The 13,197-nt window shown below is 58.1% G+C and carries 12 protein-coding genes; 7 read left to right on the forward strand and 5 right to left on the reverse strand.

All coding sequences use genetic code 11. From position 1 onward, the window contains the following. Positions 1-52: 52 nt before the first annotated feature. Positions 53-220 carry a hypothetical protein gene (locus EXN22_RS26170; protein ID WP_165392212.1) on the reverse strand — a complete coding sequence of 56 codons (168 nt, stop codon included), beginning with the start codon at positions 218-220 and terminating at the stop codon, positions 53-55. Between the two features lie 615 nt (positions 221-835). On the opposite strand from EXN22_RS26170, the gene EXN22_RS14165 reads away from it, so the two are divergent. The 4 genes from EXN22_RS14165 (at position 836) to EXN22_RS14180 (ending at position 5,501) form a co-directional block, all read left to right on the forward strand. Beyond that, entirely contained in the window at positions 836-1,666 is an 831-nt protein-coding gene (locus tag EXN22_RS14165; RefSeq protein WP_177413986.1) for a hypothetical protein, read from the forward strand. Between the two features lie 105 nt (positions 1,667-1,771). Further along, the gene (locus EXN22_RS14170) at positions 1,772-2,797 is read left to right on the forward strand and encodes a hypothetical protein (RefSeq protein WP_130264648.1); all 1,026 of its coding nucleotides are present in this window, start codon (positions 1,772-1,774) and stop codon (positions 2,795-2,797) included. 123 nt (positions 2,798-2,920) lie between these two features. Then, positions 2,921-4,300, forward strand: a complete 1,380-nt coding sequence (locus EXN22_RS14175; RefSeq protein WP_130264649.1) for a DUF6035 family protein — start codon at positions 2,921-2,923, stop codon at positions 4,298-4,300. 730 nt (positions 4,301-5,030) lie between these two features. Continuing rightward, the gene (locus tag EXN22_RS14180) at positions 5,031-5,501 is read left to right on the forward strand and encodes a DUF4019 domain-containing protein (RefSeq protein WP_233281626.1); all 471 of its coding nucleotides are present in this window, start codon (positions 5,031-5,033) and stop codon (positions 5,499-5,501) included. A 141-nt stretch (positions 5,502-5,642) separates the two neighbouring features. Here the strand turns inward: EXN22_RS14180 and EXN22_RS14185 are convergent, their stop codons facing one another. Then, positions 5,643-6,047, reverse strand: a complete 405-nt coding sequence (locus EXN22_RS14185) for a DUF2251 domain-containing protein (protein WP_130264651.1) — start codon at positions 6,045-6,047, stop codon at positions 5,643-5,645. A 67-nt stretch (positions 6,048-6,114) separates the two neighbouring features. Next, positions 6,115-6,501, reverse strand: a complete 387-nt coding sequence (locus tag EXN22_RS14190) for a DUF3592 domain-containing protein (protein ID WP_130264652.1) — start codon at positions 6,499-6,501, stop codon at positions 6,115-6,117. Between the two features lie 175 nt (positions 6,502-6,676). Between EXN22_RS14190 and EXN22_RS14195 the strand changes: the two genes are divergently transcribed. Continuing rightward, positions 6,677-7,000, forward strand: a complete 324-nt coding sequence (locus EXN22_RS14195; protein WP_130264653.1) for a hypothetical protein — start codon at positions 6,677-6,679, stop codon at positions 6,998-7,000. A gap of 7 nt (positions 7,001-7,007) precedes the next feature. Here EXN22_RS14195 and EXN22_RS14200 read toward each other — a convergent pair whose 3' ends face one another. Beyond that, positions 7,008-8,624 carry a hybrid sensor histidine kinase/response regulator gene (locus EXN22_RS14200; protein ID WP_130264654.1) on the reverse strand — a complete coding sequence of 539 codons (1,617 nt, stop codon included), beginning with the start codon at positions 8,622-8,624 and terminating at the stop codon, positions 7,008-7,010. A gap of 114 nt (positions 8,625-8,738) precedes the next feature. Here EXN22_RS14200 and EXN22_RS14205 point away from each other — a divergent pair, with 114 nt between their 5' ends. Together EXN22_RS14205 and EXN22_RS14210 are read left to right on the forward strand one after the other, a co-directional pair. Beyond that, on the forward strand, positions 8,739-9,353 hold the full coding sequence (locus EXN22_RS14205) for a LuxR C-terminal-related transcriptional regulator (RefSeq protein ID WP_130264655.1): 615 nt from the start codon (positions 8,739-8,741) through the stop codon (positions 9,351-9,353). 129 nt (positions 9,354-9,482) lie between these two features. Next, positions 9,483-11,249: a GMC oxidoreductase gene (locus EXN22_RS14210; protein WP_130264656.1), complete on the forward strand. Its 1,767-nt coding sequence runs from the start codon at positions 9,483-9,485 to the stop codon at positions 11,247-11,249. A gap of 38 nt (positions 11,250-11,287) precedes the next feature. On the opposite strand, the gene EXN22_RS14215 is transcribed toward EXN22_RS14210, so the two are convergent. Further along, complete coding sequence (locus EXN22_RS14215; protein ID WP_165392213.1) at positions 11,288-13,189, reverse strand: potassium transporter Kup; 1,902 nt, start codon at positions 13,187-13,189, stop codon at positions 11,288-11,290. Positions 13,190-13,197 lie beyond the last annotated feature (8 nt).

Below are 13,197 nucleotides of genomic sequence, written 5' to 3' on the forward strand. Positions count from 1 at the left end.
ACCTGGCGGCGCCAAGGAAAGGTAGCTCTGGGGAGGAGTACAGTGACAATCATCAGCCTTCAGGCGACGGGTCTGATTCTCGCATGGCCTCCAAGAGCGCCTGCAGTCCATCTAGCAGCCGCTGATCCTCACGGGGGTCGCCTGTGTCCGGGCGGAACGTCAGGCAATGCCGCATCAGGGCATCGAAATCATTGCGGTTGAGGTCAAACTCAATAAACATCTAAACCCTCCAGGTTTACGCTTCAGTCGTCGCCAGTATAAACGAGCGCCCGCAGCGACCTGATGCCAGACCCGAACCTCGCGCACGACCATTAGGGAAGGACAGTATTTGGACACTAGCTTGGAAACGGCTGTGTGGGCACGGGCTTCTGAGCACTACGGTTCTGACTTGGAACGCATCCTGGATTCAGCAATCTCGAGCTACAAGCGAGCTCCTGGCCTTGAGCCCCCATCGCGGCTGTATGCAAAAGACATTGGCGCCACGGGGCTGGAGGCGCTGTCAGGGCCTTGCTTCGAAGCCGGGCCGGCCGCTTTCACGTGCTCAACCCTAGTATTGAAATACGACACTCCCTGCGATTACATCTGGTTCACAGCTTGTGTCGCCGCCTTCTCGATGATGGCCAAGCTTCAGAGGAAATGTGCGATCAATACTTTGCCATCGACTTAGGGCTGTAGCTTGGGGCGCGCACCATCCGATACCCACCGTTGCTGGCCATTGCGCTGAAATCCGTGGGTACTGAGACAGCTGTGATGCTGATGCGAAGACTGCGGCACTACTGCTCGAAGATCCACTGCCCACGTCATTGAGCTTGTGCAGTGCAACCAGGAGTTAAGCTTGGATATCCCCGTTCCGTTCAACCTCGTCGTCAAGGCTGCAGACTGGATTTGGCAGAGGGTCACCAAGGCCTTGCTGTACAAAACCTACGCTGCGTCACATGAAAAATGGGCTATTCGCCACCGGCTAGGAGCGCGATGGGATCCGCTAGGGAATCACTTGGAGTACTCAGTACGCCTAGCACTGCCCACAGACCCTAAGCCACGGATCTCACGCCTGGCGCTGCGCTCGACCGGAGAGAGGCTCGCTAAGGTTGACTTGTATTTTGAGGCGATCGGCGCAGGCATCCGCTATCAGGAAAAAGTATCGGTATGCGATGTAGACGCTCGTCCCATCGTATGGAACCTCACAAATATCCCTGTACAGGCATTTGTGGGCGGTGAGGAATATGACATTGCATTCTCGGTAGAGGAGATCCAGCTGCGGCAGTGTGTGATCCAGCAATCAACCGGCGCGGAGTTACCTGCCCTGGATTCCGTACAGTCCTACATGACCCAGGGCTGGCTTTTGAATGATCAGTGGAGATTCCGCTGGGGAAAACGCTGGAATTGCAATGCGATCAAATTTGCCAAAAGTGAGATCGCGCTTTACTGGCGATTCAGGTTCGGCCTACCTGAGTACCGCGTTTACAGTCCATTCGCTTACTCAAAACGGAAATTCAGCGCCCGCCCGACACTGCAGGTGCTGGGTCGGTTAATGGCGCTGCCAACCCTTGTGAGGGCTCAATACTGGCTAGCCATTTGGTCTGGTCTGTGGGTGATGGACGATGATGACAGGCTTTGCTTCCGGTGGCGTGACAACAAGGTAGAGAGCGAGCCCCAGGACGGTTGATTCTGCACTTGAAACACGCTGCTCGGCCTCAGCAATCAACTACTTCGGCAAAAAAATGCCGGCGCCTGGCCAGACAATCGTCTGCTGATTGCGATGGAGAACGTGATGAAAAACCCGGTTGCTGCTCGAAAACAGTTAGAGGTGACGGTCAGCAACCCGTTCATCCCTCCTGCGGCATATCGCAGGGAGTTGGCTCTCGTATTGGAATGTATTGGAGAGCACCTGACCCAGCGTGAATTTGAGGCACTGGTGTACAAAAAGCTTCGCCTTGAGGACTCAGCGCCGGCAGAACCCCAGTATCTCCAAGCGGCGGTCGAACTCACTGTATGTACGCACTACGCCCTGAATTTCCCCAGCGACTTCGTTTATGAAGACAAGGTGGTACCACCTCGTGATGTGGACTGCTCCTTCCGAAGCGAAGGCTACAAATTCAACGTTGAGGTGAAATGTGCCGACTACACGACCAAGCAAGAAATCGATTCAGGCAGCCAATTCATCATCCGGGCCATAGGGCGGATGCCGGATTACAACGACACAGTCGCTCAGCTTCAAGAGACCTTTGCCAGTGGTGGTAACAGTTTGACGAAAGGGCTTCACATGGACAACAAGCTGAAGGACTACCTGTGTGATGCCCATGAAAAGTTCCCGGATGAAACAGACCTCAGCCAGTACAACGTTCTCGTCGTCGGCTGCGATGATGCGTGGGATATGCAGCAGTGGGAAGGCTACCTGACCGGACAGCAGGGCATGTTCACCGAGGATTCTTTTGTAGACCCTGCGCGCTATGGCAACGTCGATCTGGTCGTCCTGACCAACCTGTACCATCGACATAAATCGGTCACGGACAAAGACAAGCTCGAGGGGCATTGGACGTTTGCCAACGCCTTTTCCCTTCTCTATGAAAACCCTAAATCGAACAAGCCCAGGTCGATGTTGTACGCCTTTTCAAGGACGCTGCGTTTTTACAACAATGAGGTGATCGGACATAAGCTGCAGGGCGATGCTCCCGACTTTATGAAGGAGCGCCTGGCGATTTCCCATTACGTCGCTGAGGTGCTTTGGCCACAAGGTCACTACGCCTTCCAGCCCAAATCACGTAAACCACCGCAAGAGGCTAACGGGCCAAGCTGAGCGGCTTGGTCAAATGCTCTGCTAGCCAGCAGCATGTTGGCATTAATGTCCTGAGTCTGTTGAAACCGAGTCTACGAATGGTCAGCATCGCAGCGAAAATTGCGATGCTGATGGAGGAAAGCCGTGCGCACCTTGGAATACGCTCAGCCTACTGAACACATGAAGCTGACGGACGTTATGGATCTGGACAGCGCCGCACCTATCGAGATCGCCAGCTTCCTGAGCCGCGAATTGTCCTTGGTCATACAGGATAGGGCGGAGCTTGCGTCACGTTTCGTACTGGATCGAGACAAGCCCTGGTTAGTTTGTCAGCTCTGCGGCGCCGCTCTTTTACTGGTGCGCACGCACCATCGTTTTTTCCATTTCCGCCATCACCCGACCATCGAAGGCCTCATCAAATGCGATATCTCTACCAGAGGTGAGCTCAGCCCAGCCCAGATCACAGCGATCAAGTACAACGCGCAAAAGGAGAGCGCGGCGCACCTGCGGCTAAAGGGGATCATTCGCGACAGCTTGGTTGCAGACAGATCGTGCGGCGATCCTCAAGTAGAGAAAGTTTGGAAAGGCCAAGCGGTCGCCGAACGTGCCACCTGGCGCAAGCCAGACGTCCAAGTGGTGAGGGGCAATGACCGTATCGCCTTCGAAGTACAGTTATCCACGACGTTCCTTACGGAGATCGTCGGTCGACGCGAGTTCTATAGGGCCAACGGCGGATCGATGATCTGGGTATTCGAGAATTTCGACCCTAGTGCAACCAGAACGGCGGAGGAGGACATATTCTTCCTGAACAATCTGAACGTCTTCATCGTCAATGATCGGACGCTGGCGCTGTCCAGGTCTGCTGGCCGCATGGCGTTTGATTGCTGGTACGCCGTGCCTCAGTTGGTCGGCCGCACCATTGTGAACGAATGGAGGAGGGCTGACGTTTATCTGGACGAGCTGACGTTTAGCTTCCGGAAGCAGATCGTGTTCTATAACGACTATCAGGCGCAGAGAGAAGCACTGGAGGCATCGGTCAACAGTGACGTGCTACGCCGCGATTTTCATGCGTTCTGGATGGAGTTCAGCAGGCAGGACACTCCAGAGTCCCGGGAACGCTGGCTCGATTTGCGCGAGCGCATGGCAAATGTATTTCCCGCTATCAAGCTTCCCAACTTCCATTGGTCAGACCCTTTTCAAGGGGCCGTTTCCATTATGCTAAGTGCGCGATACGGACGGCCGATAGGATACCGATTCGAGCGCCTGCTCAATGTCTGCAACCAGGCTTTCGACTCCTACAAACCATTCCTGCTTCAGTTCGGTTGGACACTGGAACTCTTTGAGCAAAATGAGCTGTTGATCGAACAAGACAAGAAGGGTACCTGGGCGAAGCGACGTGCAATCATCCGCGCCGCGCTCAGAGAGCGGGATGACGCCTATCGGCCCGATCGACAATACAACCATTTATTTGCATTCCTGGTACCTGAGCTCAAGGAACGACTAATCAACATGCGCGAGTGGTGATCAATCCGGCGCAGCATCTCCAGCAAGCTGGCGCCGGCGATAGAGGAGCCGGTGGCTCTCTACTCAGCAGCAATGATTACTCCCTCGGCAAGGTGGAGGGCCTCAGGTAGTCGTTTCTGTGTCACCCTCATCAGCCCTGTTTCTGAGTAAGCCACGATATCGAAGGCAAGTGTGCATGCCTCTCCGATCAGGTACTCATGGCCTTAAGGCAGTCACAACATAGTTAGCGCGTAATTTAAATACTGTAAACCTATTCCTTGCACTGTAAACCTCTCCGGTTTACTGGTTAAAAAGTAGGTTTACAAGCCATTATCAGCGGGGCAGGCACCAGGCCTTTTTCGGTTCTGGAGGTGCTTTCGGCCGGTATGCGGGCGCGAGCAACTATACTGTATACAAATACAGTTAATTGGTCGACACTGAAAAATGCTCATCTGAATATAGGTCGTTGATTTCTAGAGATTCTGGTAATTCGTGGCAAAGTCCGGTTTTAGGGTGCAGGTGACAGCTGTAAGCGCAATGACATAGCACCTGATTTAACATAATATACATTATGCGTATCGCTGTATTGAATCGTCACACCCTTGGTAGGCCCGTTCTGAACCTGCGCAATCTCTTTCTCTTTTCCTCACCCACGACTGGCCATCGCTCCTGGTATTCGATTTAATCGTCCGCTGGATCCCCTCAACCCACGAGGCTTTGCATGAAGCAATGTGTCACCGTATTCGCCAGCTTGCTGTTGCTGGCTGGCTGCGACATCTCGATCAACACCAACGCGCCCGACACCAGCACATCAACGGTAACGCTCTCCGAACCTGGCACTGTGCAACAGCAACGTCATATTGGCGAAAAAGCCCTGGAGTTCTTGCTGCTGCTCGATGCAGGCAGATCCGATTTGACCTGGCCTGAGGCCGGGTCGGCGCTCAAGGCCTCGACGACCGAGTCCAATTGGGTCAAGGGGCTCAGCGGCCTGCGCATGGGCCTGGGCGAATTGAAGCAGCGTGAGCGTGCACTGATTTCGTTCACCAAGCAGTTGCCCAATGCGCCTGCGGGCCATTACGCCGCCATCCAGATTCAATCAACCTTTGCAAACATGACCGTCACTGAGGCGGTGCTTCTCGGTGAAGAAGATGAACAATGGCGTGTTGTTGGCTACAACGTCAGTAAAACCGTAGAGGTTGCGACCAAATTCAGCCTGTTTTAACGTGTCTGCTTCGATACACAGTCATTGAGTACGCTCAAATGACTGCATTCGCTCAAACGACGCCCTCTTTTAGTTTGGAAACTATGCATTATTTGTATAACTCAACTAAATAACTATTTAGTTGAGTTATATTCGCTCCCCTCAGGCAAACAACTTCAGCACGTCATCCTTCCACTCATGCCCCTCCAGCGACCAGCCCTTGCCCACCGATGGCGGGAAACCGGAATGGCAATAGCCTTGCTTGCCGGCGAAATCAAACACGGCGTGAGGATGGTCATTGATCAGCAGCACCGCCTTGCTATGGTCCATGGACCAACCTATCTTCACCGTCGAGGGCTTTTCCCGATCGGATATTTCGTCAACGTTGTAGATATGCAGCGCATCCTGGATCGGGTTGTCATCAGCGCTGGTGTCCAGGGCATAAAAGTAGCCGGTTTCTTCATCGTCCTCGAAAACCACAACGAATGGTCCCTCTTGCGCCGGTGCCTCGATGACGGTGGCACTTCCGACGTTGAGCTGTTGTTCTGCTGCAAGATAAATGGGCATGCGGACATCCTTGATTGAAGGCGCCGATGATGCCTAACCAAGCGTCTTGCCCGCAAGCTATGCAGCCTCAGAAGGTAAGCCAGGCGATGCTCCACAGCGCAGCAAACAGCAAAAACACGGCGGCAAAAATGAAACGGGTCCAGGTATCGGGAATCACGTTGTCTGCATCGGCTGGGTCGTAATACACCCCGACCACATCGCCCCTCTCTACACCGGAAAACTCGCCGCTGAACGTCACCTTCTCGAAGTCGCCAGCAATGGTCGTGAATATCACTGTCGTGCCGTTGCTCTCGCCGATATGCCCTCTGCTGCTTACGGTACCTGGCGAGGTACGGATGACATGGGCATCTGCATATTCCCCATTGAGCCTGAGATTGAAAAACCAGTAACCCTGGACATAGGCGCCAAAACCAAGGGTCAAGACCCCCACCAGCCAGATGAATTTCTTCCACATAGTCGTCGACAAAAAAGTCCATATCAATATGCCATTAGCCCATTTGTGCTAATCGACCCCCCTCCTCCCTGGCGCTATATTCCTTGCAACCCCAGTGTTCCCCAACGCCGCGATTATGCAACGTGAGGGATCGTTTTGCCGGTAAAAATCAGAACAACACCAAGGAAGATGCGCCATGAAACTCAACCCTGCATTCAGCAAAATCACCCTGCTCAGCGCCCTGCTGGTAGCGCTCGCCGGCTGCCAGACCATGAAACCCAACGAGGACCGGCTCAAGTCTACTGCACAGACCACCATCGGTGAGCCGGTGACCAAGATTTCCAACGTGCGCAACGACAACAGCGCTACCTACTACATCGCCAGCACCGCGTCGGGTGATTACAACTGCGAACTGCCCAGCGGCGTGATGATCGGCATTGCCTCCATGGGCATGGGCATGAGCGCGCACTGCTACAACAAGAACAGCGGCCGGCCGCAGAACCCGCTGCAGCGCTATTGATCCTGAGCTAGGCCGAGGGCAGCGAGGCCTTGTGCATCTCGCGCAAGGCCGCGCGTAGCTCGGCCGGACGCACGGGTTTGGACAAAATCGCGATCTGGCGGTCGTGCAGGGCCGCCTGGATTTTCTGTACCTCGTGCCCGGTGAGGATCAGCGCCGGCACTGCCCTGCCCCGCTGGGCCCGCATCTGGTCGATGCACTCGATGCCGGTGGCGTGGTTGCCCAGGTCATAGTCGGCAATGATGATATCGCAGTCACTGACCAGCGCCTGGCCGCTGGACTCGGCCTGCACCTCACATCCCCAACGTTCAAGCAAGGCTTGGGTAGCCAGCAGGACGTTGCGGTCATCTTCCACCAGGCACACTTTCAAACCGGTCAGCAGGCCAACCTGGCTGGCGTGCTCACGCTGTGCCTGTTGTGCGGGGGCGTTGACCCGAGCCAAACCCAGGAGGCTGACCGCTGTGCCCTGGCCGGGTCGCGAACGGATCGCCACGTCAATGTTCATCATCCGGCCCAGACGCCTGACAATCGAAAGCCCCAGGCCCACGCCTTCGACGTCCTTGTCGCGCAGTTGGCGCACGCGGTAGAACTCCTCGAAGACTTTAGGCAGCTCATCGGCTGCAATGCCTCGGCCCTGGTCGTAGATGACGATGGCCAACCCCTCACCGCGCCTGCGCACGGCAATCAGCACCGGCCGTTGCGCGGCGTATTTGAAGCAGTTGGACAGCAGGTTCTGGACCATGGTGGCAAGCAGCGCCGGGTCGACCCACACCCAGTGTTCACCGGGGTGCAGGCGCAGTTCCACCCCGGCCCAGCGCGCCGCTTCGGCGTTCTGGCGTACCTGATCGTGGAGGAACTCATCCAGTTTCACCCGCTGCAAGCGTGCTTGCAGGCGACCGTTGTCGAGGGTGTAAAGATCAAGAATGGAGCGAAACAATTGCGACACGTTGAGCAGCGAGCGGTCGATGTTGTCCACCAGTCGCCGCTCTTCATCGCCCAGGCGTGCTTCGCGCAGGCACGCGGTAAACAGGCCGATGGAGTGAATGGGCTGACGCAGGTCGTGACTGGCCTGGGCAAGAAAGCGCGATTTTTCCAGATTGGCAGCGGTGGCCTCTTCGGAGGCCTTGCGCGTACGTTCGAGCAACAGGTGGGCGTAGATGGGGATGACCGTGCTGGTGATCATCAGCATCAGCACCATGAACGGCTGCGCCTGCCAGTAAGGCGTCAGTTGGTAAACGGCCAGCAACGCCAGCAACGCCAGTACGGTGGCGATCGCCAGGTAGCGCGAGCCGTAACGCATGCCGTTGCCCAGGTTGACCCAGACCATCACCGCATACAGCGGCAGCGCCGCCTCGCCGCCGACCACCAGGCCAAAGCAGGTGCCGGTGTAGTCCTGGACCATGCTGAAAACGCGCCGGGCCGGATACACCCCCGGCCAGCGCACGATGACCTGGCGCAGGATGATCGACAGCAGCAGGAACAGGATGATGTAGATCACGATCGGCAGGTAGGTGTCGACCTGCTGCCCGGGCAGAAAGCCCAAAACGCCGATATAGACCACGGCGATGCAGGCGACAATGATGCGCAGGTTGGCCTGGTCGAGCTCGGTGTTTTTCTCGAACTTCATCGGAACATCCTTGTGCGGCAGTCGTCATATCCAGTACGCGCAACGGGCAGCGCCTGTACCCGGTGGTACAGTAGCATGCCTGCAAGCAACGCCAGGCCCAGGGAGGCACTCACCATGGCATGCCGGATCATCATCGCCGACGACCATCCATTGTTTCGCGAAGCGCTGGTACGTACCGTTCAGCGTTTGCTGCCCGACGCTCGCATCGAAGAAGCTGGCGACATGGACAGCGTGCTGGGACTGGCTGGGGCTGGCGAGGCGCCGGATACCCTGATCCTCGACCTGCGTTTCCCTGGGCTTACCTGCATCACCCAATTGGTCGAGCTGCGTCAGCAACTGCAGCGCACCACCCTGATCGTGGTGTCGATGGTCGACGATGAAGCCTTGATCGGCGAGGTGATGGCCGCCGGTATCGACGGCTTCATCGGCAAGAACATCGCCCCGGAACAGATCGGCCAGGCCATCCTGGCCATTCGCGAAGGCGAAGTGCTGGTGCGCTTTGCTCCCTCCGGGCTGTTGCCGCTGGACACCAGCGCCGTGGCAACCACCCTGACCGCACGCCAGCAAGAGGTGTTGCGGCTGATTGCCCAGGGCAAGACCAACAAGGAAATCGCCCGCGCACTGGACATCTCGCCGTTCACCGTACGCATCCATGTGTCGTCGTTGTTGCGCACGCTGAATGTGCCGTCGCGGGCGGCGGCAGCGGTGAAATACTCCGGCGTTGCCTGAGGATCGAGGAGGCTCCCGGCCCCGACCAAGTGATCTTGAATTGCCACTTCGCTCTGCTAGCGTTAGCTGCGCAGCCGCAGCGCTGCACAAGGACGATAGACCCTCTGCCAACAATGATTGGAGGCAACAATGAGTGCAGTCACCAGTTCGGCCAACTTCGGTCATGGCTACCCTACCCCCGGTCCGCAAACACCCAACGCCCAGAAGGTGCTGGACCATGTGTTTTTTCTCTCTGAATCCGCCTGGAAGCAGGTCCGTGAAGAGGAACAGTTCGACTTCATCATCATCGGCACCGGCTTTTGCTCCCTGGCCTTTGCCGAGCGAATCCTGAGCAGTAACCCCAAGGCACGGATCCTGATGGTCGAACGCGGGCCGTTCTTTCTTCCCGAGCACTTTCAGAACCTGCCAATTCCCTATCAGAAAACCCTCGGCGGTTTCTCCGAGACCTTTCCCTGGACGCTGTCCGCCCGAACCGCAAGCCAGCCACCGGGCAATATCGGTTGGCAGCACGGCATGGTGCCGTTCTTCGGCGGGCGCAGCATCATGTGGAGCGCCTGGTGCCCGCGCCCGACCAAGGATGAAATGGCCTTTTGGCCCGAACAGACCATCGCGGCCGCCGAGGCACGTTTTGAATCTGCCGAGCAACTGCTCAACGTGATCCCGGCAGACAAGATCGATACCCAGCTCGACCCACAAGTGCGCGCCCATGTCACCGAGCAGCGCCCGGTGTACGGCACCCTGCAGCTTGAACTGCAGAAAATGCTCGACCACAACATCGGCAAGATCGATTCGGCCACGCGCTGGCTGCCAGCACCCTTGGCCGCTGCTGCCGATCGTGCTGGCGGTGTGGACTTTGCCAAGTTCTCGACCCCGGCCTCGATCATGGAATTGGCCGGCAAGCAGGCCGACCTTGCCGCCACCGGCACTGGCAGCCCGCTGCGCATCATCACCGAGTGCATTGTCGAGCGCATCCACCAGCAGGATGGCACCGCTACCGCTTTGCAAACCTCGCGCGGGGTGATCAACATCGGCCACGCCAAGCTTGTTCTGGCCATGGGTACCCTGCCGCCGGCAACCTTGCTGATGAACTCCTTCCCGCAGGTCAAGCGGGCCGGCGATCGATTCACCGCGCACTTCATCACCTCGGTGGTGGCGCGAGTGCCACGCAAGGACTATCCGTTTGCCGGCAAACTTGCCGAGCTGGAACTGGCAGCGATCTACCTGGCCGGCAAGAACAAACACAATGGCATGCAGTACCACGTACAGTTGTCGGTGCTCTCGGACCGGGAGCCTGCGAAAAATGCGCAGAAAGCCGCACGCTACATGCCTGACGTCGTGGCCACCGCTTCAATGGCGCAACTGGAGTCGTCCAAGGACTACCTGGTGTTTGTCTGCGCCGTGCTCGGCGAGCTCGATTTCCGCAACCCGGAAAACCACTTCCACCTCAACGAACAGGCCGACCCGACCACCAACGTCAACCTGCAGGTGCTGGCCAACGAAAACGACCGGCAAACCTGGGACACTATGGATGAGGGCACGTTCCAGATGATGGAACGGGTATTCGCCCCCGAGGGCAAGGTCGAGTACTGGCATGGCGACCCCAACCTCGGCCATTGGACCAGCCAGCGGCCGGATGTTGCCGAACGCCGGGTAGCCGGGCTGGTGCACGAGGGGTCGACTTTGTGGATCGGTGACAAGGACGAAGGTGTGGTCGGCCTCGACTACCGTCCCCATGGGGTAGAGAACGTCTACGTCACCGGCGGCGCCTTGTGGCCTGCCAGTGGTTCGTGGAACCCGACCATGACCATGGTGGCCCTGGCCCAGGACCTGGCTGACCAGCAGTTGGACAGCGTCAACGCCCCCACCCCGCTCACCTCGGACCTGACCGAGGTCTGACCTGCCTGTAGGCTCGGCGGGGCATTGCACCGCCGCACCTACATTTCGACCTGGGTACCCAGCTCGATTACCCGGTTCAACGGCAGGTTGAAGTATTTGAGGTTGCTGTTGGCGTTCTTGAGCAAGAAGGCAAACAGCGCCTCACGCCAGCGTGCCATGCCAATACGCTTGGTGGGGATCACGGTTTCGCGGCTGAGGAAGTAGGTGGTGACCATGGGGCTGAAATCCAGCTCATCGAGGTGGCACAACTGCAGCGCCGCCGGCACGTCGGGCTCTTCGATAAAGCCGAAGTTGAGGTTGACCCGGTAGAAGCCTTCACCATAACTCTGCACTTCAAAGCGTTGCGCCGCCGGTACCCGCGGGCGGTCCTGGGCGACCACGGTGAGCAGCACCACCCGCTCATGCAACACCTGGTTATGCAGCAAGTTGTGCAGTAAGGCGTGGGGCACCGCATCGGCGCGGGCGGTGAGGAACACCGCCGTACCGCGCACCCGATACGGTGGCTGCGCGGCAATGCTGCTGATGAACAGCGGCAGCGGCAAGGCTGTTTCGTCCAGGCGCTCGACAATGATCTTGCGTCCGCGCTTCCAGGTGGTCATCAGGATGAACAAGGCGATGCCGGCGATCACCGGAAAGGCGCCGCCCTGGAAAATCTTCGGTGCGTTGGCGGCAAAGTACAGGCTGTCGACCAGCAAAAAGCCCAGCAGCAACGGCACCGCCAGCCAGCGCGGCGCTTTCCACAGCAGCAGGACCACGGCCGAAGCCAGCAAGGTGGTGATCAGCATGGTTCCGGTTACCGCCACGCCGTAGGCCGCCGCCAGTGCGCCGGACGACTCGAAGCCGATCACCAGCAGCACCACGCCGACCATCAGCGCCCAGTTCACCGTACCGATGTAAATCTGCCCCTGTTCCTGGCTGGACGTGTGCTGGATGAACATGCGCGGCACATAGCCCAGCTGGATGGCCTGGCGTGTCAGCGAAAAAGCACCGGAGATCACCGCCTGGGAGGCGATGATGGTCGCCAGGGTGGCCAGGGCGATCATCGGCAACAGCGCCCAGTCCGGGGCCAGCAGGTAGAACGGGTTGCGCACCGCCTCCGGGTTGCCGAGGATCAGCGCGCCCTGGCCGAAGTAATTGAGCACCAAGCCTGGCAGCACCAGCAGGATCCAGGCACGGGCAATGGGTTTGCGGCCGAAGTGGCCCATGTCGGCATACAGCGCCTCGGCGCCGGTCAGGGCCAGCACCACCGCACCCAGAATCGCCACGCCCATGCCGGGGTGGACAATAAAGAAGTTCACCGCCCAAGCCGGGTTCATCGCCAGCAACACTTCCGGGCGCTGGACGATGCCGTAGATGCCCAGTGCGCCCAGCACGCTGAACCACAAGACCATGACCGGCCCGAACAGGATGCCGATCCGCGCGGTGCCATGCTTCTGGATCAGAAACAGCGCCACCAGCACCACCACCGCCAAGGGCACGACCCAGTGGTTGATGCCGTCGAAGGCCAGTTGCAGGCCCTCTACTGCCGACAACACCGAAATCGCCGGGGTGATCATGCTGTCGCCATAGAACAGCGCAGCGCCGAACAGCCCGAGCAGCACCAGCACCTTGCTCAATCGTGGATAAGGCGCCGCAGCGCGCCGGGCCAGGGCGGTCAAGGCCATGATCCCGCCCTCGCCCTGGTTGTCGGCGCGCAACACGAATAATACGTACTTGATGGTCACCACCCAGATCAGCGACCAGAACACCAGTGACAGAATGCCGAGCACGCCGTCATGGTTGGCCTGCACGCCGTAATGGCCGGCAAAGACTTCCTTGAGGGTGTACAACGGGCTGGTGCCGATGTCGCCATAGACCACGCCGGCGGCGGCGATCAACAGGCTCAGTGACGAGGTTTTTACAGGGGAATGGGCGCTGGCTGAAGATGCGGCTTGGCTCACGGCAGGAC

It is taken from the genome of Pseudomonas tructae (assembly GCF_004214895.1).
GTDB lineage: Bacteria > Pseudomonadota > Gammaproteobacteria > Pseudomonadales > Pseudomonadaceae > Aquipseudomonas > Aquipseudomonas tructae.

What these genes read in the sequence shown, in the direction of transcription:
- EXN22_RS14170 (WP_130264648.1), top strand. Translation starts at nt 1,772, where the DNA reads ATGAAAAACCCGGTTGCTGCTCGAAAACAGTTAGAGGTGACGGTCAGC.
- EXN22_RS14205 (WP_130264655.1), top strand. Translation starts at nt 8,739, where the DNA reads ATGGCATGCCGGATCATCATCGCCGACGACCATCCATTGTTTCGCGAA.
- EXN22_RS14190 (WP_130264652.1), bottom strand. Translation starts at nt 6,501, where the DNA reads ATGTGGAAGAAATTCATCTGGCTGGTGGGGGTCTTGACCCTTGGTTTT.
- EXN22_RS14200 (WP_130264654.1), bottom strand. Translation starts at nt 8,624, where the DNA reads ATGAAGTTCGAGAAAAACACCGAGCTCGACCAGGCCAACCTGCGCATC.
- EXN22_RS26170 (WP_165392212.1), bottom strand. Translation starts at nt 220, where the DNA reads ATGTTTATTGAGTTTGACCTCAACCGCAATGATTTCGATGCCCTGATG.
- EXN22_RS14185 (WP_130264651.1), bottom strand. Translation starts at nt 6,047, where the DNA reads ATGCCCATTTATCTTGCAGCAGAACAACAGCTCAACGTCGGAAGTGCC.
- EXN22_RS14210 (WP_130264656.1), top strand. Translation starts at nt 9,483, where the DNA reads ATGAGTGCAGTCACCAGTTCGGCCAACTTCGGTCATGGCTACCCTACC.
- EXN22_RS14195 (WP_130264653.1), top strand. Translation starts at nt 6,677, where the DNA reads ATGAAACTCAACCCTGCATTCAGCAAAATCACCCTGCTCAGCGCCCTG.